Origin of the sequence: Myroides fluvii, assembly GCF_009792295.1 — a bacterium.
In the GTDB taxonomy this organism is placed as follows: Bacteria; Bacteroidota; Bacteroidia; order Flavobacteriales; family Flavobacteriaceae; genus Flavobacterium; species Flavobacterium fluvii_A.
Genome location: NZ_CP039934.1, coordinates 20,911 through 47,617 on the forward strand (window position 1 = coordinate 20,911; position 26,707 = coordinate 47,617).

Below are 26,707 nucleotides of genomic sequence, written 5' to 3' on the forward strand. Positions count from 1 at the left end.
GTGCTCAGCAACCACTAGGAATATCAAAGGGTTTAGACAAAATAAAAGAGCCTTAAACTTTCATTTAAGGCTCTTTTAGGCATTTTTTTCTCCGTTATGCTTTCATTTTACTTATTTAGCATCTCCAATACCTCTTGTTCATCCAGCCCCATAAAAGCACAAAACTCTCGATATGAAACAAAGGTTCCAGGTGGTTTATCGTAAAAAATCCGCACGGCAATCAAAAGTCTCAAGGCCGTTTTATAGCTTTTACCCGTTATCTCTACAACATCAACGGCATAAATAATCATTCTTGCTTTTTTTGGTTTTCGCTGTTCCATTCCTTGCTAATATCTCGAAGTTAATACGCGGTTGAAGGTAAGAAAACGACAGACCTATTTTCTAGTTGTTCACTAGTTGTTTGCATAGTAAACCAGAAGAGGACATTTACTCCTTTTTTATCCCAAATTAGGACAAATTAGGACAAATTAGGACAAACGATTCCCCTACCTATTTTCTGTTTTTTACAATTCATTCACCTTTGAAGTCAATAATCAATAAACATGAATCGATGAATAAATTAACATTACACCGGGTTTACCTTTCTGATGCCACCCATGGGCTACTGCAGTTTAATGATAAAAACATCTGCTTTACGCTAGAATTACCCTGGTTACAAAACAAGGCGTATATCTCTTGTATACCTGAGGGAACTTATCCTGTACAACCGCGTTATACGGAACATTTTAAGCATCACATGGCAATTAAAAAGGTGCCCAATCGCCACGGCATTCTCTTTCATTCTGCCAACAATGTACAACTAGAATTACAAGGATGCATTGCCCCCGTTAGTCGAATTATAAGCTCCACTTGGGGACATCGTTCTAAGGTAGCTCTGCAACGGTTATTAGAACACGCAGGAGCAATACCCACCGATCAACTGCTACAATTAACTATTAAAGAAGCGTCTGAAGACGAAATTATTAATCTAATAAAAAGAGGGAAATTATGAAACAAATCATTCGACGTGCCAAAGCACCAACACCAAAGTTCTTCAAAACGCTAAGAACCATTGGCTTAAGTTTAGTCGCTATTAGCGGAGGAATTCTCGCGGCTCCAGTGGCCCTACCCGTTATTGCTACCACCATTGCAACTTATATGGCAGTTGCAGGAGGTATCCTATCAGCGGTAAGCCAAATTACTGAAGAAGAAGAATAGCAAGCTGAATTATTCAAAACAACTAGGGAGGTTTAGAACCTCCTTAGTTTTAAACAGGTTTTTCTGAAAACAAATGCATTGCCTTACACTTCTATATCCATGTATTTGGTTTGAATAATGTCGGCTAATTGAGAAATAATAGTGTGATCTATATTTTTTCGCTTCTGAAAAGCACTTAAGGTTTGATGGAAGTTCTTGCTAATTGAGGTATCAAATAGTTTTTCAAAAGCATCTGTCCATTCAATTAACAATACTTTTTCTTGATCATTTTTATTAAACTCATACAAGGCGTACACCAACAAGCTTAAGTCTACCTTAGATTTAGTCCACCGCAAAGGCTGGTGATTGGTTAAAACTGAAGAAATAGACATTGCGTATTCTAATTGTTCTAAAATAAGTTGCAGCCCTTTAAAATAAGCAGAAAATAAAAAGTCATGGTCGGGATCAAAAAAGGTAAATGCATACTGTAGATCATTGGTTTGGAAATAATGTTTGATTGCTTGCCAATCTAGCACCTCACTTTCAGTGCAGTACGCGCTATACTGTTGGTAATATTGCTTTTTAAAACTACAGTAGTACTGCCATTTCTGATTGAGATAAAGTGTTTTTAGCGACTGATCTAGTGGCATCGTGCTACACAAAAGGCCTATTTCATTGATAAAAAAATAACGGGCTATGCTATCCATGAGGTCTTTGCTGTAGAAGACAATTTCTTTTTTGCGAGATCGAAATTGATTCTTACTCGTAATTTCTTGCATTTCTACTAGCAAATTTTTCAGTTGCACTGCGCTAATGATCAAACTTCTCTCATTCATGACAAAATGGGGAGCATATTGATTCATAATCCTTTCTTTTTTCCTTAAAGCTTCATTTAAATTTTTCATTAATCAATTTATGGATTTACATCTTATTTATCACAATGATAAAACGGCTAAAAATATGAAATAATCAACAAACACTTAATTAATAAATATAATTAACAAACAATAAACAAAAAATAAGAATATACCAAACATTAACTAAAACTAACATAACAAAAACACATCCTAATTTTGACATTATTATTAACATAAACCCTTGTAGCCCATGGCAAATTACATTAGGCACTTAAATGCTTTATCAGAATTTTTCAGAACAAATACAGAGGCAACTCCTTCGCATATTGCTCTATATTATTCTCTATTTCAAATCTGGAACAACCTCCACTTTGCTTCTAGCTTTGGTATTAACCGATCCGAGCTAATGAATCGCAGTAAAATTGGTAGCACCACTACATATAGCAAATGCATGCGCGATTTACATCGGTGGGAATTGATCCACTACCAAGCTAGTAATTCAAAATTTGGATTGAGTAACGTTATAATGACTCCTTTAGACGTATGCACCCGAGCAAGTACATCTTGTGAGGAGTAACTATTATTCTACAATGTTTGTAATTAACTTCTTATAATTATGAGGATATAGATCTGTGATATTCTTGTGGTTTATGGATTGAATATTTTCAAGAACATACTTTAACCATTGGTATGGATTAACGTCATGTTTTTTACAGTTAGCGAAAAATGTATAGGCCATAGCTGCTCTTTGCGCAGCATCATGAGAACCAGCAAAGAGATAGTTTTTACGTCCAAGGGCTACAGGTCTAATTACATTTTCTACAAGGTTGTTGTCTATCTGTAAGTTTCCATTGTATAAATACGCACTAAGGTTATCCCATCTTGTTTGTGAGTAAGCAAAAGCTTTACCTATTTGACTTTTAGGTAATGTAAGTTTCATCTGAGCGAACATATATTTACCCAGTTCATTGATAATAGGTAAACTCTCTTTTAGACGAAGTTCTTTGATTTGGTCAGGAGCTAAGTTTTGTTCTTTTGCTTTTTTCTCTACAGCATATAATTTCTGTATTTCTACGAGTACATGCTGAGCCCTTATTTTATCATTGTCTAATGCTCTCTCAAATTCACGACGAGCGTGTGCCCAACAGCCAAGATGTGTAACATCTGACTTATTTCCATAGGCTTTGTACCCGCTATAACCATCAGTTTGCAGGTATCCTTTGAAGTTTTCTAATATGGGTAATGCAGCACTACTAGCACGAGTAGGACTGTAATTAAACATCACGAGTTTGGATATAGGTGCGTGATACACCCAATAATACCCAAGATGAGATTTATCTTTCTTTTTCTCATCTAAGACTTTGATGGTGGTTTCATCAACTTGAAGATAACCTTCGTTTTTGATGTCCATCACCAGCTTTTGGTATAGTGGCTTCAAAGCATCCATACTTTGAGCTGCCCAACCATCTATTGTAGAGGAAGCAATATCGATATTCTCTCTTGAAAAGCGTTGCTTTTGTCTATATAGAGGAAGATGGTCTACATATTTGTCAACCAATATAGTTGATAGAAGTCCTTCTGAAGCTATTCCTTTATCTATAATTCGCTCTGGGAGTAATCCAATACTAATTTGGGTATCTTCTTTGTCTTTGGTCGCGTATTTATATCGGATGTAACGCTTGATTTTAAAGTAACCAGGAACATAATCTAACACATCTGTAATTTCTTTACCAATGCAGACCTTATCAGATAGATCCCCTTCTGGGTGAATTTCTATTTCTTCTACAGGTAAATGATCAGGAAGTTTCGCTCGTCCTGGATGTTTCTTCTTTTCACGAGTGTAGGTAATCTCTTGTTTGATTACTTCTTCTTGTTCCTCTAAGACTGCTTGTTCAACATCCAAAGGTAACTGAGTTTGATTAGGATCCTCAAAACGTTCTCGGCTTTGACCAAACTTCATGCGTTCAAGTAGCTTTACTCGATATTCCAGTATCGTATTTTTTTCTTCTAGTTTAGAGGTCTTTTCTTCTAACTCAGTAGCTTTCTTTTCTAACTTAGTATTTACTTTCTCTTGCTTGGAAATAGTTTTTGACTGCTGTTTTATAAGTGCCAAAAGTTCTTGTTTCGATAAGTTTTCTAAGTCTATTTCCATGAAGTAAATATACGTCAAAAGCCTTGTTTATACAAGAATTAAGACGGTTTTACTTCATAGAAAATCGTCTTTTTTGACTACTTTTTATCACTTGAATTCCCTCTATCATAAGTACTAAATCACTCCAACTTATCTGTGACTTGTTATGAGATGGAAAGGCAAAAGTACCTTGTTCTAATCGCTTGTGATATAACACAAAACCTCCTGTTTCCCAGTGCAGAAGTTTCATCTGATTACCTCGACGATTGATAAAGACGTACACACTGCCATTGTGAGCTACTTGATTAAGCTCGTTTTGAACAATGCCACACAGACTATCAAAACTCTTACGCATATCACAAGCTGATTTATATAAATGGAATTGGTGACTACTACTCAGACTAAACATTAGACAAGGTTCACTAATGAATAGAGTTCATTTAAATCTTTCGTTTCTACACGAAGTTTCACTCCATTAGGATAGATAATATCGTATTCTTTGCTCTCAGTAATATGCTCTTTATTTATAGTGATAAAGTTACTCGATGAATTTTGAATATTTTCATTCTTATACTTTATTACCCAATAACTAAATGTTGCTAATTTAATTCCTACGCTTTCACAGTATCTTGATTGGGTTAATCCACTTGCTTTGTAATCCTCTACATGAGAGTACATCATTTCTTGTTTGCTCATCTCTTTATTATTTGAGACAAACTTACTATCTTACATTAGGTTATGAAATATGTCGTTGCTCGGGTGGATACCTTTAGACGAAACTAAAAATAGTGATACACGCAGTAATACTCGTACCACTATGTATACAAGTAGTGATACAAGTAGTGATACAAGTAGTGATACAAGTAGTGATACAAGTAGTGATACAAGTAGTGATACAAGTAGTGGTACAAGTAGCGAACAAGAAGTGGTACACATATATAAACATATAAAACAAAAAACAGATAAAGAAAAAACCCAACCCATTAAAAAAAATAAATTTTATGAGCAATTATAAACTTCAACTCAAGGATACGTACACACTCTTAGGTCGAGAAAAAACATACAATCTCGACAAATGCCATGCTTTCATTCTTGAACGCGGAAAATCTTTTTTTGGTTATCATTTTACCATCACCCCACAGCAATATAACATTTATCACATGCTTATTGCCTACGCAATTGAAGACCAGAAAACCATGGCCCATTTTAAGCTAGACCCCAATAAAGGGCTTTTACTTATGGGCGAAGAAGGAATTGGAAAAACGGCTTATATGCGTTTAACGCAACCCTTTTTTCCATACAAAAAAAATTACGACATCAAAGTATGCCGTCTATTGGCACAAAATTTTTCGTGCAAAGGCCATGAAATTTTCACTCCCATCTTTGCAAACAATGCCAAAAGTCTTTGCTTGGATAATTTAGGCAAAGAGTTTATCGCAAAACACTATGGCACTCCTTGCGATGTGATTTACAACATTGTTGAACATTTTTATGAACAGCGCTTTGATCATAACTATCCGAAGCTTCATATCACAACACCCCTATCTCCTGATGAATTGGAAAAAAAATACGGCAAAAGCTTCCGAAAAATGTTGAGAGAAATGTTTAATGTGATTATCTGCGAGAGGTGAATCTCCGATTTGCTTTTTTGTTGTTTGTTTTTTTGTTGTTCGCTTTTTTGTTTTTTTGATTGTTGTTTTTTTGTGTAACTCTTTCGATTAAAGAACAAATGCCTACTCAGAAAATCTCAACAACAACCATCTCATCATCTCACCACCCGTTATTCAATTCTTTCGATTAGAGAACAATTTTGCTATTCAGAAGATCTCAACCCATAACAGATAAGTGATAACAGCTAACTGTTTACTAAACAAACACAAACTATAAATCTCGTTCACAAAACAAATAAAACACAGATTTTCAATTACTTACACTTGTAATTCAGAATAAAAACACTTTATTTTACAACTCCTATTTAATTACATACTTTCATAAAAAGAAAGGATTTTACTCGTATGGCATGATGGCGGTATTGGAAACAACCGTAAGCGTAAAACAAAGTATGTAAACGTTAGGACATCTAAACCGTACGAGTTTTCTATTTTTCTAAAAACTATGGCTTATGACTACATGTACAGCCCTTCCAGCATCCCAGATGAATGATCAGCACAACTTGGCTTTATTGCACATGCTCCATGAACAAAACGCCAATTTTGCAGCTTATGCTCAAAGTATCAACGACCTGTTCTACTACTATGTACAACACTGTACAGACAACGAAGATGAACTACTACTCACCTCCACAGATATCCACAACATCCTGGAAGTAGTGACTACCTTACAACAACTGAAGGAACCGGTGGAATAGTTTGTTGTTCGTATGCACCCGAGCAAGTACATCTTGTGAGATCTAATTATTCTTCTACATTATCCAGGATAAGTTTCTTGTAATTATGAGGATATAAGTCAGCGATATTCTTGTGGTTGATGGATTGAATATTTTCAAGAACATACTTTAGCCATTGATATGGATTAATGTCATGCTTTTTGCAGTTAGCAAAAAACGTATAGGCCATAGCTGCTCTTTGTGCTGCATCATGAGAACCGGCAAAGAGATAGTTTTTACGACCAATTGCTACAGGTCTGATTACATTTTCAACAAGATTATTGTCTATCTGCAAGTTTCCATTGTGTAAGTAATCACTTAGATTACTCCATCTTTTTTGAGAGTACGCAAAAGCTTTACCTATTCTACTTTGAGGTAAGGTAAGATTCATCTGAGCAATCATATATTTACCAAGCTTGTTGATGATTGGTAAACTTTCATCTAGACGAAGTTCTTTGATTTGATCAGGAGCTAAGTTTTGTTCTTGAGCTTTTCTCTCTATAGCATATAACTTCTGTATTTCTACTAGTACATGCTGCGCCCTTTTTCTATCGTTATCTAAAGCTTTTTCAAATTCACGTCGAGCATGTGCCCAACAAGCAAGATGTGTAACATCTGACTTATTTCCATAGGCTTGGTAGCCGCTAAATCCATCAGTTTGCAGATATCCTTTGAAGTTTTTTAATATAGGCAGTGCAGCACTACCGCTACGAGTAGGACTGTAATTAAACATTACAAGCTTGGATATAGGTGCGTGATACACCCAATAGTAGCCAAGATGAGTTTTGTCTTTCTTTTTCTCATCTAAGACTTTGATGGTGGTTTCATCAACTTGGAGATAACCTTCGTTTTTGATGTCCATCACCAGCTTTTGGTATAGTGGCTTTAAAGCATCCATGCTTTGAGCCGCCCAACCATCTATTGTAGAAGAAGCTATATCGATGTTTTCTCTGGAAAAGCGTTGCTTTTGTCTATAAAGAGGAAGGTGGTCAACATATTTATCTACAAGTATTGTGGATAATAATCCCTCTGAAGGGATTCCTTTATCTATAATTCGCTCAGGAAGCTCACCAATACTAATTTGAGTGTTGTCTTTACCTTTAGTAGCGTATTTATATCGGATGTAACGCTTGATTTTAAAGTAACCAGGAACATAATCTAACACATCTGTAGTTTCTTTACCAATGCAAATCATATCAGATAAATCTCCCTCAGGATGTATTTCTATTTCTTCTACGGGTAAATGATCTGGTAGTTTAGCTCGTCCTGGATGTTTCTTTTTCTCACGAGAGTAGGTAATCTCTTGTTTGATTACTTCTTCTTGTTCCTCTAAGACTGCTTGTTCAACATCTAAAGGTAATTGAGTTTGATTGGGATCCTCAAAACGTTCTCGGCTTTGACCGAACTTCATGCGCTCAAGTAGCTTTACACGATATTCCAGTTCTGTATTTTTTTCTTCTAGTTTAGAGGTCTTTTCTTCTAAGCTAATAGTTTTCTTCTCTAACTTAGTATTTACTTTTTCTTGCTTGGAAATAGTTTTTGACTGCTGTTTTATAAGTGCCAAAAGTTCTTGTTTCGATAAGTTTTCTAAGTCTATTTCCATGAAGTAAATATACGTCAAAAGCCTTACTTATACAAGAATTAAGGCTGTTTTATCTCATGGAAAACCGCCTTTTTTGACTACTTTTTATCACTTGTATTCCTTCAATCATAAGTACCAAATCACTCCAACTGATTTGAGTCCGATTATGAATAGGAAAAGCAAAAGTACCTTGTTCTAATCGCTTGTGATATAACACAAAACCACCTGTTTCCCAGTGTAAGAGTTTCATCTGATTACATCGACGATTAATAAACACGTAGACACTTCCATTATGAGCGACTTGATTAAGCTCGTTTTGAACAAGACCACATAGACTATCGAAACTCTTGCGCATATCACAAGCTGATTTATACAAGTAGAATTGATGACTACTACTCAGACTAAACATTACACAAGGTTTACTAATGAATAGAGTTCACTTAAGTCTTTTGTTTCTACATGAAGTTTCACTCCATTAGGGTATACAATTTCGTATTCTTTACCTTCTGTTTTAGGTGTTTTACCTATTGCTATAAAGTTACTTGAGCATTCTCGCTCTGTTTCACTCTTAAACTTTACTACCCAATAACTAAATGTCGCTAACTTAATTCCAACACTTTCACAATACTTGGATTGTGTTAATCCACTTATTTGCCAATCCTCTACATGAGAGTACATAATTTCTTGTTTGCTCATCTCTTTATTATTTAAAGCAAACTTACTTCCTTACATTATATTATGAAACATGCACTTGCTGGGGTGCATACTGTTGTTCGTTGTTCGTTGTTTGTCGTTCGTTGTTTGTCAATCAACCATCAACCATCAACAATCAACAATCAACCATCAACAATCAACAATCAACCATCAACAATCAACCCTCAATTCTTTCGATTAGCGAACAAATGTCTACTCAGAAAACCCAAACCGTTAACCGTTAACCGTTAACCGTTAACCGTTCACCGATAAGTAAACAAAAAAAGGATTGTTCGCTGAACAATCCTTTTTTTGTTATTTATATTTTCTACTAAAATACTTCCGATTTCCAAACCACTTGTCCTGGTTTTAATGTTTGTAAGGCCGTGACACGAGCAAATCCTGCTACATATGATGCAGGATACGTACATACAAAATCTTCTATAATCGCATCGTGATCGATTGTTACATTGGCATTGATGATACAATGTTTCCCTACTTTCGCATTGGCTTGTACTACAGCATTAGCTAATACCACTGTGCCTTCTCCAATTTCAGCAGAAGGGGATACATAAGCCGTTGGGTGAATAACTGTATCAAAGGCATGTTTTACTTCCGTAGAGATTCTTTGGCGTACTTCATTATTTCCAATACCAATAATTACTTTGGCTTCTGGTTCATAATCTGCACGATACGGATTACTTGTGTCATCAAAATAAGCTACCTCAATTGCTTGATTAATCTGATAGATTGTATCTTCTACAACCTTACCATGGCCTCCTTTTCCGTAAATCATTATCTTTTTCATCTGTATCTGCTTATTTAAAAATAAAAGACTTCGCTAGTTTTTAGGCTCTACATATTTGTGAATGATATTGCGCTTCAATAGTAAATATCCACCGCTTAATACCACTAAAATTCCAATACTTACTCCTATCTGTACCGTTGTTGATTCTTGCGTTAATGAAATTACGGAAGTACCGATTAGATATTGAATAACTCCATAAGCAAAAGCAACATATAACTTATTGATGCCCGCTTCATTACTCAAATATTGGTATAAGTGAGAACGATGCGCCTGAAAGATATTTTCTTTTTTTAGTAATCGTCTAACGATAGTCCAAACGGTATCGATACCATAAACCACTAAGAAGAGAATATAAATAAAATTTCCAGTAGTAATAATCAGCTGCCCTAACAAGAATACCACAATAAAGGCCATACAAACACTTCCTACATCACCTGCAAAAGCTTTTGCCTTATTTCTAAAGTTAAAGAATGCAAATACTGCAGCACCTAGCATAACAAACATAATTAGGTTTTCATCTACAAAGTGTACATCGGTATTTACCAAAGCTAACAAAGCCAATACAACCATGCTATACCAAGCGGTAATTCCGTTGATACCGTCCATGAAGTTATAGGCGTTGATTGTTCCTATTACGCCAATTAACGCAGGTAGAATCCACATCCATGACAGCGAAAATAAATCCCATTGATAAAACATCAAGAGCACCGAAATCAAATGAATCAGCAGGCGTATTTTATTGGATAGGGTAAAAATATCATCTAAAAAACTAATAATCGTAATAGCGGTTAATCCCAAAAAGAAGTACGGATACGCAAACCCCGAATAGATAAAGAAGGCTAAAGCTCCGAAGTAAAAAACTACGCCCCCTCCTCTTAAGGTAATTTGGGTATGCGAGCTTCGCTCATTGGGTTTATCTATAATGTTGTACTTATCTGCAATTTTAAAGTACACTAATTCGGCAATAAATAGTATTGCTACTAGTAGAATGTATTCCATTTTTTATTTTATAAAATAACGTATAAAACCATTAATCATCCAATAACCTGTATAATACATGGCTTTAATAGTTCCAAAACCTTGTGTATCTTTTAAAAAATCAATATGCTTTAGAATAAGTTTATGCTTACTACTTGTCGCTGAGTTTTTAACCTGTCTATAATAGGCTAACTCTTTGTCTATACCGTAAGATTTTACACCACTTTTTAAAATTGATAACCACAAAGCATAATCTTGTTTTCTTGCATGCTCAGACATATAAAACTTGCCTATTTTTTCTGCATCGTATACCGCTGTCAAACAACTGATCTCCGTACGTTTTAGCAAGTGCTGATAATCAACTTCTTTACTAACATGAAGTGTAGATTTTATCTTATTCCCCAATTCATCTAAATATCCATAAGATGTATGAGAGAAATAATAATCATTTTGCATCATAAACGGAATCTGTATTGCAAGTTTATCTACATGCCACTTATCATCCGCATCAAGAAAGGCAATATACCTACCTATTGCTTGTTTTATCGCAAAGTTTCTTGTTTTTCCAGACTTTAAATTCTCGCTATTTGAAAATATTTTGATACGATTATCTTTATCGGCCAATTCTTGCATAATACTCCAAGAATCATCAGTTGAACAATCGTTTACCAAAATCCATTCCCAATCTTGGTATGTTTGATTGATAACGGATTCTGCAGTTTCTCTTAGAAATCGTTCTGCATTATAGACTGGAGTTATTATTGATACTTTCATGAAATATGATTCTTTATAAATTTTGCAGGTACTCCTGCATAAATAGAATTAGGCACATCAAACTTTTTAGTCAACACAGCCCCTCCTGCCAAAATAGATCCTTTTGGCAAAATAGATCCAGCAACAATTGTACAATTACCCGATACCCACGCACCTTGCTCGATTACAACCGAATCAATTTTTGATTTAGCAAATCTAAATGAATGCCCATCATATTGATGATTACCTCCAGAAATAACACAATTTGGTCCAATAATTACATCATTCTGAATCTCAAGGTTTAATGCAATAATTGTATTACGGGGAGCAATATAAACATTATCACCAATCCTAATTCCAGTTAAAGTACTAAAATAGACATCTGCCGCTACTTGAAAATTTCTCCCACATTCTTTCATCATTAAGGAATAGAGAAATCCTCTAAACCTCATAATGACAGGTATATTTGGAAAGAAAAACAATACACTTCTTACAAACCAAGAATATATAATTGAAACTTTATGCATTCTTAAATATTTTTTTTAAAAAACTTTCTATTGTATATGTCTTTACTTTATTAAAAGAATTCTCTCGTAATTCATTATAAAACTTATTATTACACATATCATTCATTTTATTTGCAAAATCTTTTGGACTATTAAATTCTGCAAATAAGATTTCTTCTTTATCCACAAAAGTTGAAGGTAAACTACCAACAGGCGTACTAACAACAGCTAACCCATTAGCCATTGCTTCAAGTATAACTCTCGGAGAACCTTCTGATAAAGAACCAAAAACAAAAACATCATGTCCTCTTAATAACTCATTTAATTCTTTTCGTTGATCTACATGACCTGTAAAAACAACATTTTTTATGTCTTCCACTTGGACTAATTTCTTAAGTTCTTTCTCACTTTCACCAGTACCAACTATAGTTAAAGTTGCTCCATTTGTCTTCTTTTGAATCAAATTAAAAGCCTTTAATACAGTGTCTACACCTTTTGCTTTGCGTAAATAACCAACATAAATAAACTTTGGAGAACTTAAATTTAACGTTTTATTTATAAAATAAAAATCCTCGTTATTTAACGTTGTAGAAATCATTGGAGTTGCAACTATCCCCTTTTTACTCAATTTTTTAGCAATATGATGACCATTAGTATAAACAGTTGCTTTTTTTGAAGCTAATTTGAACATAAAATCTTCAGGTTTAAAAAACATTCTGTACAACGACTTCTTTAAAGAACTTAAATTGGGATTATTAACAATCGTATCTACAGGATCTCCAACATAATGAATAATTCTATTTTCTTTTTCAAAAAAAAACATTTGTAACCAGCCAAAAGGTCCTGGATATCTAGTATAAACTCTATTACATGTTTTAGATAATTTTTTATAGGCATTATAGTAAAAAGGAAAATATTTAATTGTATCAATGTATCCACTACTATAGGGTAATTCATTAATATAGAGATTAGTAAAATCGTTTAAGCTTATAAACCCTTTATTTAAATCCTTTACTACTTTTACAGGAGACATTAGCCAAACTTCATCATAATATTTGACGATTTCATTAAGATAAACCCAATGTGTATAAGGTATAAAATACTCATCCTCAACCTTAAACAGTGTCCAAGCATGAACTATAATACTATTCATTTAATTTTTTTTTATCTTTATTTATAACCAACAATAAACTTATCAAACCAAATAACAAATGATGTCTTAAAATTGGCATTGAAGAGAATGAAAATAATAAAAATTGAATAAAAACGACTCCAATCCACAAATAACTATTATTATTTTTAACTAATTTCCAACTAATAAATAAGCTTTTAATCAAAACTACAACAAAAAAACAACACCTACAACACCTACATTTATCAATGATTCTAAAAAAATATTATGTGGATACCATCCTTTTCCCATACCAAAAGTTAAAACAAAATGACTCCCAAAAAATGGTGCTTCTAAAAATTGTATTACTGCATCATTAAACAAAATTTCTCTAGGTCCTAAATCTATTTGTTGAGCTAAAAAAACTTTACCTAATCTATCCCCAAATTCTGGAGCAAAATATGCTAAAACTTCAATTGAAGCACTTACATTGAAATATATAATCAATGTACAAAACAATATAACTATCTTAAATAAAAAGCTTAGTATAGAGTTACCTTTTTTGACAATTGAGTAAAATAAAAATGCTAACAATACAGCTAAAATTCCTGATCTTGAACCAGCAATTATAACAGTTATTAAACCAACGACCATTCCTGTTATTAGCAATAGATTAGGTACTTTTTTATCAGTATTATTCATTTTTATAATAATTGATAATAAAAATAAAGAAGCACCATACTGTCCATAAAGTAAAGTCGGAATATAAGAATTTGCATCAGCTCTACTTTGTGCATCTTCCTTCATTAAATTAAAAAATAAAGAAATAAAACAAAATATAAACAATACCTTATAAAACCATAATAATAATGGTTCTAAGTCCTTTATCTTATAGGTAGACAATGACATGATAAGTAATCCTAATTGGAAATTATAAGTGACATACTTATTAATGTCTTCATACAAATAGTCACTATGTTTTAAAGTCTTATCGAAATAAAGGGAATAGAGCATTCTTAAAAAATACAATAACCAAAATAGAAATAATAATCTACTATATTTGTCTACTAAGAATGTATTTGTTCTTACTCCATAATTTATAACAATTAGACTAAGCACAATACCAAAACCTTGAAAAAAAACGGTGACAAAAAATGGACTAAGGCCTATGATAGATGGTATATAAGAATAAATCATCAAGGAACAAAAAATCCAAAATAAATTATACCTTTTTACTTTCTCCATACTAAAAATTTACTTATTTGCTTTTTAAAAGGTATATTTGATTTTAAATATCGATAGTAGTTTTTCAAAAAGTCCACTAAGTAAAACTTATTTTTTTTATCACTTAAAATAACTTTTTCATAAAGTGATAACACTTTTTTATTTCCAATAAACGCATCACAATACTCTTTATAATAATCGCCTAAATTATTTTCTTGGTTTAAGCCTACTAATTCGAGATGCTCATATCTTTCGGAGAAATTATAATATAAACAATTCATAAAATTTTCATTTGATACTTTAATCACTTGCTTTAGTACTGAACTGTATAAAAAAACCTCTTTATCTAAGCCTATTGCTTCCATAGCACCTCTTCCTGTTCCTAAAACTATATCTGCAACAAATAAACATTTACTTGCCTCGCCAGTATAATCATCATCATTCAAATGATAATATTCTATATTTCCAAAATCATTAATAATTTTTACTAAGCTATCATCATATTCTTTACCAATTATAACAACAACTGATTTAAAATTTTCCGAATTTCGACTATTAGCTACTTCAAAAGCAGCTCTAATCGAATCTTTATAATAACTATTAATATTTCCTATTCTAAAAACATACTCTTTTGATTTACTATAAGAAATTTCACTTTTTAATTTTTGCAATAAGATATCATCACATTTAGGTAAAATTATTCTATTAGGAATAAGATAATAATCAATTTTCTCTTTATTATTATCTTGCAAATAATCAAAGTTCTCTAATGAAAACAATATTGTAGAATTACATTTAGGGGTATATGCAAAATTTGGACCTCCGCATTTTGTATACAATAGCTTTACACCTGTAAAAAAACTAACTATTCTACCTATAAAGAAAGAAATACTATCATAACAATGTATGATAGTAATTTCATTATTTTTTACATATTTTGATAAATAAATGATTTCATATAAGGCTAAGAATGTTGATTTGATGAATTTAGACTTCTCAATACTCTCTATAACCGGGGAAGATACCTTTCCAAACTGAAATATAAAATACTCAAAATCAATAGGCCAATTAACACATAATCCTTTCAAACTTCTAAAATGTCCTCCAAGCCCGTTGCTACCGTTATAAATCAAATAAACTACTTTCATATAATTCTTTGTTCAACTTCCAAAATCACCTCAAACTTTTCGTATACCAATTTCTGTATGTAACTAATCAAGTTTAAAATATCTTTTCCTTCAGCATCACCAATATTAACGATGAATCCACTATGTTTTTTAGAAACCTGAGCCCCTCCAATAGTATATCCCTTTAACTCCAACTCATCTAACATTGGTCCAACAAACCTCCCTTCTGGTCTTTTAAATACACTACCTGCATTTGGAAAATCTTTTGGTTGTTTAGAATGCCTTAATTCTTTTATATCCGACATTTTTTTACTAATTTCTTCTTCAATTCCCTTAGATAAACACAATACCGCAGATAGCACTATAAGGTTTTTATTTTGTTGAAAGAAACTATTTCTATAACTAAACTGACTTTGCTTATTATCAAATTCAATAAACTCTCCTTTATCGACATTATAACAAGTAACTAATTCAACTAAATTACAGATTTCTTCTCCACTCGCGCCAGCGTTCATAACAACTGCTCCTCCGATAGAGCTTGGTATATCATAAAAAACCTCTACTCCAGATAATGATTTTTTTAGAGCATACTCAGCAAGATCTTTTGTAAATACGCCTGCTTGAACATGTAATCTATCACCACTTAATTCTGTTATTTTCGAAAACTCTTTTGCCATTATAATAAATGCACTATCATAATATTTTTTTGATAAAATAATATTATGACCACTCCCTATAATAACAACATCTTTCTCTACATTGAAAATATTCTTTATATCTTCTTCAGAATCAATAAAATAAGCAACTCTACAAAAAGCTTCTACTTTATAAGAATTGTATTCCTTTAAATTACAATTTAAAATTTTTAACATACTCGAATAATATTTTAAAATACATAAAATCTTGTTTTCTTGGCCTGATGATTTCTTTTATAGGTATTTTTACTGTTTTACTATAAAAAAAAAGAAACATAATACCAGCTGTAGAATAACTTATGGTCGAAGCAATTGCGGATCCTTTCGCACCATACTCGCCAATTAAAATATAATTAAAAATCACATTAATAATTAACGCAGGCAACATGGCATAAATAGCAATCCAAGGCTTTCCTTTTCCTGCTAAATCCATATTCATAACTTTGAAAACAGTCAAAATCAAAACTCCTGGTAAAAGACTTTTCAATACATCCCCACTCCTATAAAACTCTTCTCCAAAAAGAATAGAAGTAATCTCATTTGATAAAAAATAAAGTACAAGTGAAAATATTCCAATTGACAAAAATGATAATCTTAATAACATTGCCACTTTCATAGAAAAACTTCGACCGTCCTTTGCAACAGCACTTCTTGCAAAAACAATTGTACTAAACAACATAGGTATTTGCCACAGATATTCAGCTATTACTACACCTTTTGAATATAGACCAATCTCTTCTTGAGTACTCAATTTATCAAGTAAAATTACATCTACCTTATAATTCAAATTAATAAGCAATAGAGAAAGAGCATAAATCAATCCTAAAGATAACATTTGACTAAGAATTTTTTTATCTATACGTAAACTAAAGCTATCTAAAAAACCATTGTAAAATATCAAAATCAAAGACATTGTTAGAGGTCCAATAATCAAACTTATTAATACCCCTGTAACACCTAATTCCATAAAATAAACTAATACGAAATTAGACAGTAAAGTTATAAAACTCGGCAACCATGAAACCCTATTATATTCCTTTATTCTATTTTTTCCTAAATAGATACCAGAATTATATACATTAAATAAAGTAAATGGAATAGGTAAAATCCCTAATAGTATCCAAAGCTCTTTGCTATCAATACTCGTAAATTCTTTAATTAAAAAATAACAAATAACTAAAGATAAAATACTTGTAAAACACCAAATTTGGATAACAGCCTCTTTGATTTTTTTTTCTGAATAAATTTCTTGTCCTAAAAGATATGTAACAGATTGTGATACACCCAAAGAACCAAAACTCATAAACAAAGATGGATAAACAGCTATTGTAGCAATAATTCCATTATTAATCGGCCCCAAATATCTTGCAATAACAATGGTAGAAATTAATCCACAAAGAATTATCAATAATTTTGAGACACCAATACTTAAAAAGTCTTTTATAAAGCTTCTTGTTTTCAAAACTAATTAATTAATTCAATTACAACTCCTAATCCTTTTAACTTTTCTTCTAGCTTATTATATCCTCTTAAAGCCATATCTATTCCACTAATCTCAGATTCACCACTAGCTAATAATGCGCCAATTAATAAAGCCATACTTCCTCTCAAATCTGTAGAGACCACATTATTAGCAATTGGCTTAGCATCAACACTTCCTGAAATTACAATTTCCCCATGTTTTGCAACAATAGAATTATTATACATTTTAGACAACTCTTCACAATATTTTATCCTTTCAGGGTACCTATAATCATAAACTCTACTCCTACCAGAAGCGTGTAATGCTAATAAAACAAAGAAAGGTTGCATATCAGAGATAATACCAGGATATGTCCCCGTAGCTAATTCAAATGGTTGAATTGACTCATTATCTATAACACTGCCATCTATATATACATTATTATCATTTCTATAAATACTAATCCCCATTTCTCTCAAATGTATTAAAGGAATTTCTAATGTACTAAAAGGTATATCTTTTACAAGAATACTTCCTCCACTAAGAATTCCGTACACAATCCAAGTTATTGCCTCAATTCTATCAGGCATCACCTTATAACACCCTCCTCTTAAATATTGTTTCCCTTCAATTTCAATATAACTTGATCCTATTACTTTTATATTTACTCCCATCATCTTTAAAAATGAGATTAAATCATTAACTTCAGGAGAAATATAGGCATTCTTAATTATAGTTTTTCCCTCAGCGATACTACCACAAATTAATGCAGTTTCAGTCCCTCCTATTGTACTTATTGGAAAATCAATTTCAGTTCCCTTCAATTTTCCATCTATAGTAACATGAATATAATTTTCTTTTTCGGTTACTATAGCACCAAAACTCTCCCATGCACTTATATGTAAATCGTACCCTCTATGACCAATCTTACACCCCCCAGGATAAGGAATCATAGCCTCTCCAGATTTTTTTAATAATCCAGGAACTAACAAATAAGTAGTTCTAAACAAATAATTATAACTATCTAACTCTCTATTTTCAAAATTAGTTGAATTAATTATTAACTCTTCTTCCTTCGATAATTTATCAATCTTACCTCCTAATTTTTGAATAAAATCAATTTTATAATTTGCATCAACTAATTCCGTTGGATAATTTTGTAACACAATCTCCTCATCACTTATTAATGCAGCAGCTAACAATTTCGTTGCTGAATTCTTAGCTCCACTAACCTGAACAACACCACTAGGTATTTGTCCACCCTTTATTTTTGCTTTTAAATTATAATTAGCATCCATATTTAAACTTTTTACAATCTACTATCAACCCCTGCTTTCAACAATCCTTTTACGTCATAGACAATAGCCGTGTCTTTCTTCAGCTTGTCGATGTCTAAAGCTAAGAGTTCTTTGTGTGCTACTCCTAATACCACTGCGTCATATTTGGCTTGTGGCAATGTTGTATGACTCACTACGCCATATTCGTGTTTTACCTCTGCTGGGTTTGCCCACGGATCATACGTTGTTACTTGTACGCCATAATCTTCTAAAGCCGCGATAACGTCTACAATTTTGGTGTTGCGCACGTCTGGGCAGTTTTCTTTGAAGGTAACTCCTAACATCAACACTTCAGCTTTGCTTACATCAATGCCCTTTTTAATCATGGTTTTGATTACTTGAGACGCTACATACTCGCCCATCGAATCGTTTAAACGACGACCTGCCAAGATAATTTCGGGGTGATACCCCTTTTCCATGGCTTTTTGCGCTAAATAGTACGGATCTACCCCAATACAATGCCCACCTACTAATCCGGGTTTGAAAGGCAAGAAGTTCCATTTCGTTCCTGCTGCTTCTAATACGGCATGCGTATCGATATCCAATAGGTTGAAAATTTTTGCTAACTCATTGACAAAGGCAATGTTGATATCGCGTTGTGAGTTTTCAATTACTTTAGCTGCTTCTGCTACTTTGATGGTTGGTGCTAAGTGGGTACCTGCGGTAATCACAGCTTTGTAGATATCATTAACCACCACGCCTATTTCGGGTGTACTACCTGCCGTTACTTTTAATATTTTTTCTACGGTGTGCTCTTTGTCTCCAGGGTTGATGCGCTCTGGTGAATATCCACCAAAAAAGTCAACGTTGAATTTTAATCCAGAAACACGTTCTAAAACAGGTACACATTCCTCTTCCGTTACGCCTGGGTATACGGTTGATTCATAGATGACGATATCTCCTTTTTTCAATACTTTCCCCACGGTTTCAGAAGCTTTATACAAAGGCGTCAAATCAGGGCGATTGTGCTTGTCAACCGGTGTTGGTACCGTTACTACAAATACATTACAATCGGTAATATCTCCTAAATCATACGAACAGTACAACCCTTTTGCTTCATTAGCTAAAACGGGATTTGTCGTTACAGTCACCGCTTGCAAAATTTCGTTTGCCACTTCTAGTGTACTGTCTTTTCCTTCTCTTAATTCAGCGATACGCCCTTGGTTGATATCAAAACCTACGGTTGGAAATTTAGTTGCGAATAAACGAGCCAATGGCAATCCTACGTATCCTAATCCGATAACTGCAATTTTATGTTGTGTACTCATAAATGTATAATGTAATTTTTAGTGTTGTATTGTGTACTTGTTTTATTTTTCTTTTTTATCTGTTTGACCTATAGCATCTCTTTGTGCTCCCAATACCATTTTACGGCTTCTTTTAGCCCTTCGCGGATTACATGGGTAGGTTCATAGCCTAGTAGGTTTTTTGCTTTATCTACAGCCGCTAGCGAATGAGCAACATCCCCTTGGCGGTTTGGTCCGTGTTGTACTTCAATAGTGGCAATTTCACTGTCGTATTCCGTTAAAAATTCTTTTAAATACCCCACCAATTGATTCAAATTGGTACGATCGCCAACTGCTGTATTGTAAACCGTATTGACAGCCTCTTTATTGGTAGTCAACATGGCGCGTTCATTCATCTGAATCACGTTGTCGATATAGGTAAAATCGCGAGAGTTCTCTCCCGTTCCGTTAATCGTTGGGCTTTCGTGTTGAATAAATTGTTTGGTAAACAACGGAATAACCGCAGCATAAGCACCTCTGGTATTTTGACGACGTCCGAATACGTTGAAATAACGCAATCCGATAATTTCAATACCATAGGTTTTGGCAAATACATCCGCGTATAATTCGTTTACGTATTTGGTTACGGCATAAGGAGATAGGGGTTTACCAATTACATCCTCTACTTTTGGCAGTGCTGGCGAATCTCCATAGGTAGATGAACTCGCTGCATAGACCATGCGCTTTACTCCACCGTCGCGTACGGCCACTAACATATTCAAAAATCCGTTGATGTTTACCTCATTGGAAGTAATCGGATCGTTAATTGAACGAGGTACAGAACCTAAAGCTGCTTGGTGTAGTACATAGTCAACACCTGATACCGCTTGTTGGCAGGTAGCCAAATCGCGAATATCTCCTTCTAGTAGTTCGTAGTTGGGGTTGCTTATAAATTCCTCAATATTGTGTCGATAACCTGTTGCAAAATTATCTAAACAACGCACAAAGTATCCTTGATTTAAAAAGTACTCTGTCAAGTTGGAACCAATAAATCCAGCTCCACCTGTAATTAATATTTTTTTCATAATCCTATTTTCCTCTACCAATGGTATAAACTTCAAATCCTATTTGTTCCAGTGCTTCCCGATCGAGGATGTTTCGTCCGTCGAATACAAAAGCGGGTTTTTGCATGTGTTCGTAAATGCGTTGCCAATCGTAGGTGATAAACTCGTCCCATTCGGTCAAAACCGCAATACCGTGTGCTCCGGCTAGGGCGTCATACGGATCTTGGTGTGCCGTTAGGTGTTGGCGGTTGGCTTCGGGCTGGCGCGTGGCTAAATAATCCAAATCAGACAGCATTTGCATGCCCGTTACCTTGGGGTCGTACACGTGAATTTGCGCTTCTTCTTCTATCAGATCATTGGCTACGTAAATAGCGGCGGATTCGCGTGTATCGTTGGTATCTTTTTTGAAGGCCCATCCTAAGAAGGCTATCTTTTTATCGTTGACGGTATTGAATAAGGTGAGGACAATATGCTCTGCAAAACGGCGCTTTTGGTAATCGTTCATGATAATGACCTGCTCCCAATAGTCGGCTACTTCTTGTAATCCGTAAGAAGAGGCGATATACACTAAATTGAGAATGTCTTTTTGAAAACACGAACCTCCAAATCCTACCGAGGCTTTGAGAAACTTATTGCCAATGCGACTATCGGTACCGATGGCACGAGCCACCTCACTGACGTCTGCTCCAGAAACTTCACAGAGCTCCGAAATGGCGTTGATGGAGGATACGCGTTGAGCTAAAAAGGCATTGGCTGTTAGTTTAGAGAGTTCGGATGACCAGACGTTGGTGCGCAAGATGCGCTCCTGGGGTACCCAAGCTCCGTAAATTGCTGCTAGCGCTTCGATGGCTTGTTTTCCTGCAGCGGTTTCTTCTCCGCCAATCAGCACGCGATCGGGATGCATTAAATCTGCAATGGCCGTTCCTTCTGCTAAAAATTCGGGGTTGGATAAAATTTGAAATTCTACGCCGTTGCCTGTTTGATCTAATATGCGCTTGATGGCCTGAGCGGTACGCACGGGTAGGGTTGATTTTTCAACGACAATCTTATCGGTTGTGGCAACTCTTGCAATTTGACGGGCACAAAGTTCGATATACTTTAAGTCTGCGGCCATTCCCTTGCCTTTTCCATAGGTTTTGGTGGGGGTATTGACCGAAATGAAAATCATATCTGCCTCGTCAATGGCTTTGTCTACGTCGGTATCAAAAAATAAATTGCGCCCTCTTGCTTCTGCAATCACCGCATCTAAACCAGGCTCATAAATAGGCAACTGGTCTAAGTCTTGGTGGTTCCAGGCTTGGATACGCGCCTCGTTTACGTCCACTACCGTGATTTGAATATGGGGGTTTTTATGGGCAATAACGGCCATAGTAGGACCTCCTACATAACCTGCACCCACACAACAAATCTTCGTAATACTTTTCATCTTATTTCTTACAAGCTTATTATCTCTCATTACCTAACATACACTCCTCTTCCATACATGCTCCATTCCAAAAGACAAACTCGAATCTTGGAGGTTAAATGTATTAAAATTAAATAAGGTACGCTTCCTCTTATTTGTGACTTTGGCAATTTTACTCGTAAAAGCATGTGGGTTATTGCTGTGAGTCGCAAGAATATGAAATGAACAAATTGCCTGTACGTCAACGATGGGTTTTACCCTTACACCGGCAACAAGAGAATGAAAGAACTGCTTTGCTCCTTTGGCTTCGTCTTGTGCTTGTTGTAAAGACTCAATACACAAGGTACTGCTATCAAACTCCACTACAGGATCGTGTTTAGCGAATGCTACCGCTAAAGGCAATCCAACATAGCCCTGACTTACAACTGCAATTTTATTTTCTTTTTCCATTTTTTTATTACTTTCTTATTTATAGGGATTGGATAAAAAAGTAAGGTATTTTAGCCTTAGGCTACTCCCTAAGCTTACAAAGGTACATTTTTTAACGCTTTCTCTAACATTGATTTTATTATTTTTACGTAAAGAAGAGTACTCTTCTGTGCCAAAAAACAAAGCTTAAAGTAAAATAATTGTTAAAACTCTTTAATTTCAAAAGAAAAACACGCCTCCACAACGGTATTACTGCATTTTATTGAAAAGAATTGATATTATTTTATTGTTGGTTGCTTTTTTGTTTGTTGTTGGTTGTTTGTTGTTGGTTGTAGAGATTCTCAATCTTTAGAAGGTTTTGCTTTTTTGCTTTTTTGCTTCTTCGCTTTTTTGAAGTGATTGACGCCCGTTGAGTGACGGATGCGACCCCTCCTACCGTCGGGGTGACATACGGACTGGAGTGACAGACAGGTTAATCGGTTAGACCCTCTCATCATCTCACCCATGCACAGTACCCACACTCGTCATGTCACCTCGACGCAGGAGAAATCGTAGCGCAGCGAAGATTCATCGAATACCAAAATAAAATATAAACCTAATGAGATAGGTCGCATCCTACGAGTCCTTGAAAGACGAGCGTTGGTTGACGAGCGTTGGTTGACGGGTGTGGGTTGTTTGGTGAGATGGTGAGATGGTGAGGCTGAAAATTATCGATTAAAGAACGATTGATTACTCAGAAAATTTATACTGATCACTGATAATTGATCACTGATAATCGTTGATAAATGAAGATCTAAACCCAACGCAAGCCAAATCAGGAGCGTCAAATGGTTGAAAAGACTGTAAAAATAAAAGGTGTTTGAGCGCAGCGAGTTCTTTTATTTTCAGTCTTGAAAGCTAATTTGACCCTTATTTGGGTTAGTTGAAGGGGTTTTTATCTCACCTAGTTGCTATTTTTATAAGTGTTCGATGAATCTGCGATTTGTTCTTTTTTACCCCTTAAAAAAGAAAGGGAATTGGGGAATTGGTTGCTAGGATGATTGACTGGCGTTGATTGACGGATGCGACCCCTCCTACCGTCGGGGTGACATACGGACTGGAGTGACAGACAGGTAAATCGGTTAGCCCTCTCACCACCTCACCACCTCACCACCTCACCACCTCACCACCTCACCACCTCACCACCTCACCACCTCACCACCTCACCACCTCACCACCTCACCACCTCACCACCTCACCACCTCACCACCTCACCCTCTCACCCTCTCACCCTCTCACCCTCTCACCACCTCACCCTCTCACCACCTCACCACCTCACCACCACACCCTCTCACCCTCTAATCAATCAAATCATTCTCCTTGACGAACGTCATAAATTCCTCCTCCATGAGGGCTCCCATTTTTTTACTGCCGAACGCATTCAGGTGTCCTTCGTCATAATAACCCAGTGTATCGTTGAAATAAGGGAGGGTTTTAGCTTGACTAAAATCAAACTGAAAATACAACACCTGATTGGGGTTTGCTTTAATGGCTTCGAGTACGTATTGGGGTTCTGAGGAATCCACCACTTGGATATCGTCGTCCTCTTCTGCGTAGATAAAATCGCGGGTTGCGCGAATGGGGTTTTGATCCAAGGTGGGGTAATCGCCCAAGATAACGAGGCGTTGATCTGGGGTCAACTCTTCAACCAAAGCGGTCAGTGCAGTTGCTAAAGAAGGAACTTCTTCCAACCAGGCACTGGCAACAAAAATGAGCTTACTCTTTTTCTTAATGGGTTCAAATGCACGGCGGAGTGCTATATATTGCTGATAGTCTGATTCGCTTTCAAAATCACCTCGTGCGATATTGGGAAAAATAGGGTACCGATCATTGGTCACCGACCAAAAGGAAAAGTGATTCTTCTTTCCTATTTCATCTAAAATTGCCTTGTATACTAGGGCATGGCTATCGCCAATGAGCACAATCGAATCTAAGGCTGGGGTTACTTCGCCATAGGGGCCTGCATTGACATAGGTATCATCGTGTGATTCCATGCCAAAAGTGGGGCTCGCATATACTTTGGGAATGGGAAATGCATACTGATTGATGCGGTAAATGCCCGCACCTGCCACTAGATAGAGTACGCCCAATCCGACAAATCGCGGTAGAAACACTCGGGTTGAATACGTGCGGTACCTCTTTTCTACATAGGTATAGGACAGCCAGGACAAGGCATACGTCAGGGCGGTAATGCCGATCATTTGCAAGACCGAAAATGTCGTTTCCATGGTGTAATACCGCACAAAAGCCATGATGGCCCAATGCCAAAGGTAAATAGCGTAGGACAATTCGCCCACATGCACCATCCAACGGGTACTAAACAACGCATTGACCTGGGTAGATGTAGTAAGCAGTAAGATTCCCGTACACAGGCAGGGAATAACCACCCATACCCCCGGAAAAAGCGTTTGTTCTGAAAATGCCATGCCACAGATGACAATACCCCCTAAGGCTATCCAAGCCATGCTATTTTGGTAGTTGCCCATCCACGCTTGTATAGTGGCTGCACGAAGGGCAAAAATGGTTCCGATTAAAAATTCGGGAATACGCGCAAGCAAAGAGAAATACATCTCACTTTGTTGATTGAGGTACAGACTGGCATAAAAAGAATACCCCAATAGCACAAGCACAAGTGCCATACAAACGGGAAACAGCAGTTGCCTGCGGATAAACAATAGAAACAAAGGCAAAAGCAAGTAAAACTGCATTTCAATGGAAAGTGTCCAAGTGTGTAGCAGTGGATTTTCTTGATTTGATGCTCCAAAATACGTATCGAGCTGCGCAAAGTAATTGTTGGAGTTAAAGAGTCCTGCCATCAACATACTGCTGCGCAAATGGAGTATATCTACCCAAATGTAGAGCATGGCACCTGCAAAACCAACAGCCGCCAAAAACAGCAGAAAAATAGGCATGATGCGCTTGATGCGCCCCAGGTAAAAATCAAAGAGATTGAAGGTTCCTTTTTCTTTTTTATCTAGGATGATACTGCTCACTAAAAAACCCGAAATGACAAAAAAGATATCTACCCCTATAAATCCACCCCCCAACCCCGACGGATGGAGGTGAAAAATAAAAACGAAGAGTACCGCTAAGGCACGTAATCCCTGAATGTCTTGTCTATACTGCATAGTGGTGTATCATAGGACTGCTTAATGCACAAATTATACTTGTATTTCATACGTTACTCCTCCGCTGTGAATACAAGCACGTAAATATAGGTTTTTTTGTTTTTTCGCTTTTTTGTTTTTTCGCTTTTTTGTTTTTTCGCTTTTTTGTTTTTTCGCTTTTTTGTTTTTTTGCTTTTTTGTGGGTTGACGGTTGTTTGTTGTTTGTTGTTGGTTGTTGGTTGTAGAGATTCTCAATCTTTAGAAGAATTTGGTTTTTTGTTTTTTTGCTTCTTTGCTTTTTTGAAGTGGTTGACGAGCGTTGAGTGACGGATGCGACCCCTCCTACCGTCGGGGTGACATACGGACTGGAGTGACAGACAGGTTAAGCGGTTAAACCCTCTCATCATCTCACCCACGCACAGTACCCACACTCGTCATGTCACCTCGACGCAGGAGAGGTCGCATCCTACGAGTCCTTGAAAGACGAGTGTTGATTGTTGATTGACGAGCGTTGAGTGTTGAGTGACGAGCGTTGATTGACGGATGCGACCCCTCCTACCGTCGGGGTGACATACGGACTGGAGTGACAGACAGGTTAATCGGTTAGACCC

General features: G+C 35.5%; 29 protein-coding genes. 6 read left to right on the forward strand and 23 right to left on the reverse strand.

Annotated elements, in window-relative coordinates:
• Positions 1 to 107: 107 nt before the first annotated feature.
• The gene (locus tag FBR08_RS00135; RefSeq protein WP_158960341.1) at positions 108 to 320 is read right to left on the reverse strand and encodes a hypothetical protein; all 213 of its coding nucleotides are present in this window, start codon (positions 318 to 320) and stop codon (positions 108 to 110) included.
• Between the two features lie 230 nt (positions 321 to 550).
• Here FBR08_RS00135 and FBR08_RS00140 point away from each other — a divergent pair, with 230 nt between their 5' ends.
• Together FBR08_RS00140 and FBR08_RS00145 are read left to right on the forward strand one after the other, a co-directional pair.
• Positions 551 to 991 (forward strand): DUF5675 family protein, encoded by a 441-nt coding sequence (locus FBR08_RS00140; RefSeq protein ID WP_158960344.1) that lies wholly within the window; start codon positions 551 to 553, stop codon positions 989 to 991.
• Positions 988 to 1,197, forward strand: a complete 210-nt coding sequence (locus FBR08_RS00145) for a hypothetical protein (RefSeq protein WP_158960346.1) — start codon at positions 988 to 990, stop codon at positions 1,195 to 1,197. The genes FBR08_RS00140 and FBR08_RS00145 overlap by 4 nt, the downstream gene beginning before the upstream one ends.
• A gap of 83 nt (positions 1,198 to 1,280) precedes the next feature.
• On the opposite strand, the gene FBR08_RS00150 is transcribed toward FBR08_RS00145, so the two are convergent.
• The 4 genes from FBR08_RS00150 to tnpA (FBR08_RS00165) form a co-directional block, all read right to left on the reverse strand.
• Entirely contained in the window at positions 1,281 to 2,039 is a 759-nt protein-coding gene (locus FBR08_RS00150; RefSeq protein ID WP_158960349.1) for a hypothetical protein, read from the reverse strand.
• Between the two features lie 574 nt (positions 2,040 to 2,613).
• Entirely contained in the window at positions 2,614 to 4,185 is a 1,572-nt protein-coding gene (gene tnpC / locus FBR08_RS00155) for an IS66 family transposase (protein WP_158964099.1), read from the reverse strand.
• Positions 4,186 to 4,234: 49 nt separating this feature from the next.
• Positions 4,235 to 4,573 carry an IS66 family insertion sequence element accessory protein TnpB gene (gene tnpB, locus FBR08_RS00160; protein ID WP_115660758.1) on the reverse strand — a complete coding sequence of 113 codons (339 nt, stop codon included), beginning with the start codon at positions 4,571 to 4,573 and terminating at the stop codon, positions 4,235 to 4,237.
• The gene (tnpA, locus tag FBR08_RS00165; RefSeq protein ID WP_131540868.1) at positions 4,573 to 4,860 is read right to left on the reverse strand and encodes an IS66 family insertion sequence element accessory protein TnpA; all 288 of its coding nucleotides are present in this window, start codon (positions 4,858 to 4,860) and stop codon (positions 4,573 to 4,575) included. The genes tnpB (FBR08_RS00160) and tnpA (FBR08_RS00165) overlap by 1 nt, the downstream gene beginning before the upstream one ends.
• Before the next feature lie 121 nt (positions 4,861 to 4,981).
• On the opposite strand from tnpA (FBR08_RS00165), the gene FBR08_RS00170 reads away from it, so the two are divergent.
• From FBR08_RS00170 to FBR08_RS00180, 3 genes are all read left to right on the forward strand, one after another.
• The gene (locus tag FBR08_RS00170; protein WP_158960352.1) at positions 4,982 to 5,179 is read left to right on the forward strand and encodes a hypothetical protein; all 198 of its coding nucleotides are present in this window, start codon (positions 4,982 to 4,984) and stop codon (positions 5,177 to 5,179) included.
• Positions 5,166 to 5,795: a hypothetical protein gene (locus FBR08_RS00175; protein ID WP_158960354.1), complete on the forward strand. Its 630-nt coding sequence runs from the start codon at positions 5,166 to 5,168 to the stop codon at positions 5,793 to 5,795. Before FBR08_RS00170 ends, FBR08_RS00175 begins: the two co-directional genes overlap by 14 nt.
• 491 nt (positions 5,796 to 6,286) lie before the next feature.
• Entirely contained in the window at positions 6,287 to 6,532 is a 246-nt protein-coding gene (locus tag FBR08_RS00180; RefSeq protein WP_158960356.1) for a hypothetical protein, read from the forward strand.
• 46 nt (positions 6,533 to 6,578) lie between these two features.
• Here FBR08_RS00180 and tnpC (FBR08_RS00185) read toward each other — a convergent pair whose 3' ends face one another.
• Genes tnpC (FBR08_RS00185) through tnpA (FBR08_RS00195) form a run of 3 tightly spaced genes read right to left on the reverse strand, consistent with a single transcriptional unit; the run spans position 6,579 to position 8,828 of the window.
• Positions 6,579 to 8,153: an IS66 family transposase gene (gene tnpC / locus FBR08_RS00185; RefSeq protein ID WP_158964101.1), complete on the reverse strand. Its 1,575-nt coding sequence runs from the start codon at positions 8,151 to 8,153 to the stop codon at positions 6,579 to 6,581.
• A gap of 49 nt (positions 8,154 to 8,202) precedes the next feature.
• Positions 8,203 to 8,541, reverse strand: a complete 339-nt coding sequence (tnpB, locus tag FBR08_RS17090) for an IS66 family insertion sequence element accessory protein TnpB (protein ID WP_071307249.1) — start codon at positions 8,539 to 8,541, stop codon at positions 8,203 to 8,205.
• Positions 8,541 to 8,828: an IS66 family insertion sequence element accessory protein TnpA gene (tnpA, locus tag FBR08_RS00195; RefSeq protein ID WP_158960359.1), complete on the reverse strand. Its 288-nt coding sequence runs from the start codon at positions 8,826 to 8,828 to the stop codon at positions 8,541 to 8,543. The genes tnpB (FBR08_RS17090) and tnpA (FBR08_RS00195) overlap by 1 nt, the downstream gene beginning before the upstream one ends.
• Before the next feature lie 42 nt (positions 8,829 to 8,870).
• On the opposite strand from tnpA (FBR08_RS00195), the gene FBR08_RS00200 reads away from it, so the two are divergent.
• Complete coding sequence (locus FBR08_RS00200) at positions 8,871 to 9,077, forward strand: hypothetical protein (RefSeq protein ID WP_158960362.1); 207 nt, start codon at positions 8,871 to 8,873, stop codon at positions 9,075 to 9,077.
• Positions 9,078 to 9,156: 79 nt separating this feature from the next.
• On the opposite strand, the gene FBR08_RS00205 is transcribed toward FBR08_RS00200, so the two are convergent.
• From FBR08_RS00205 to FBR08_RS00275, 15 genes are all read right to left on the reverse strand, one after another.
• Positions 9,157 to 9,633 (reverse strand): PglD-related sugar-binding protein, encoded by a 477-nt coding sequence (locus tag FBR08_RS00205; RefSeq protein WP_158960365.1) that lies wholly within the window; start codon positions 9,631 to 9,633, stop codon positions 9,157 to 9,159.
• A gap of 33 nt (positions 9,634 to 9,666) precedes the next feature.
• The gene (locus FBR08_RS00210) at positions 9,667 to 10,632 is read right to left on the reverse strand and encodes an MraY family glycosyltransferase (protein ID WP_158960367.1); all 966 of its coding nucleotides are present in this window, start codon (positions 10,630 to 10,632) and stop codon (positions 9,667 to 9,669) included.
• Positions 10,633 to 10,635: 3 nt separating this feature from the next.
• Positions 10,636 to 11,385 carry a glycosyltransferase family 2 protein gene (locus tag FBR08_RS00215; protein WP_158960370.1) on the reverse strand — a complete coding sequence of 250 codons (750 nt, stop codon included), beginning with the start codon at positions 11,383 to 11,385 and terminating at the stop codon, positions 10,636 to 10,638.
• Complete coding sequence (locus FBR08_RS00220) at positions 11,382 to 11,891, reverse strand: acyltransferase (protein ID WP_158960373.1); 510 nt, start codon at positions 11,889 to 11,891, stop codon at positions 11,382 to 11,384. Before FBR08_RS00220 ends, FBR08_RS00215 begins: the two co-directional genes overlap by 4 nt.
• Positions 11,884 to 13,023 (reverse strand): glycosyltransferase family 4 protein, encoded by a 1,140-nt coding sequence (locus tag FBR08_RS00225; protein WP_158960376.1) that lies wholly within the window; start codon positions 13,021 to 13,023, stop codon positions 11,884 to 11,886. Before FBR08_RS00225 ends, FBR08_RS00220 begins: the two co-directional genes overlap by 8 nt.
• 186 nt (positions 13,024 to 13,209) lie before the next feature.
• On the reverse strand, positions 13,210 to 14,226 hold the full coding sequence (locus tag FBR08_RS00230; RefSeq protein WP_158960379.1) for an O-antigen ligase family protein: 1,017 nt from the start codon (positions 14,224 to 14,226) through the stop codon (positions 13,210 to 13,212).
• Positions 14,214 to 15,353 carry a glycosyltransferase family protein gene (locus FBR08_RS00235; protein WP_158960382.1) on the reverse strand — a complete coding sequence of 380 codons (1,140 nt, stop codon included), beginning with the start codon at positions 15,351 to 15,353 and terminating at the stop codon, positions 14,214 to 14,216. Before FBR08_RS00235 ends, FBR08_RS00230 begins: the two co-directional genes overlap by 13 nt.
• Entirely contained in the window at positions 15,350 to 16,204 is an 855-nt protein-coding gene (murB, locus tag FBR08_RS00240) for a UDP-N-acetylmuramate dehydrogenase (RefSeq protein ID WP_158960385.1), read from the reverse strand. The genes FBR08_RS00235 and murB overlap by 4 nt, the downstream gene beginning before the upstream one ends.
• Positions 16,182 to 17,489: an oligosaccharide flippase family protein gene (locus FBR08_RS00245; protein WP_158960388.1), complete on the reverse strand. Its 1,308-nt coding sequence runs from the start codon at positions 17,487 to 17,489 to the stop codon at positions 16,182 to 16,184. Before FBR08_RS00245 ends, murB begins: the two co-directional genes overlap by 23 nt.
• Positions 17,490 to 17,491: 2 nt before the next feature.
• A complete protein-coding gene (locus FBR08_RS00250; protein WP_158960390.1) occupies positions 17,492 to 18,787 on the reverse strand; it encodes a UDP-N-acetylglucosamine 1-carboxyvinyltransferase in 1,296 nt (431 codons plus the stop codon).
• 11 nt (positions 18,788 to 18,798) lie between these two features.
• Positions 18,799 to 20,094: a nucleotide sugar dehydrogenase gene (locus tag FBR08_RS00255; protein WP_158960393.1), complete on the reverse strand. Its 1,296-nt coding sequence runs from the start codon at positions 20,092 to 20,094 to the stop codon at positions 18,799 to 18,801.
• Positions 20,095 to 20,162: 68 nt separating this feature from the next.
• Positions 20,163 to 21,137, reverse strand: a complete 975-nt coding sequence (locus FBR08_RS00260; RefSeq protein ID WP_158960396.1) for an SDR family oxidoreductase — start codon at positions 21,135 to 21,137, stop codon at positions 20,163 to 20,165.
• Positions 21,138 to 21,141: 4 nt separating this feature from the next.
• Positions 21,142 to 22,542: a UDP-glucose 6-dehydrogenase gene (locus FBR08_RS00265; RefSeq protein WP_158960399.1), complete on the reverse strand. Its 1,401-nt coding sequence runs from the start codon at positions 22,540 to 22,542 to the stop codon at positions 21,142 to 21,144.
• 33 nt (positions 22,543 to 22,575) lie between these two features.
• Positions 22,576 to 22,971, reverse strand: a complete 396-nt coding sequence (locus FBR08_RS16700; protein WP_199268679.1) for a hypothetical protein — start codon at positions 22,969 to 22,971, stop codon at positions 22,576 to 22,578.
• Between the two features lie 1,316 nt (positions 22,972 to 24,287).
• Entirely contained in the window at positions 24,288 to 26,117 is a 1,830-nt protein-coding gene (locus tag FBR08_RS00275) for an acyltransferase family protein (protein WP_158960403.1), read from the reverse strand.
• Between the last annotated feature and the right edge of the window lie 590 nt (positions 26,118 to 26,707).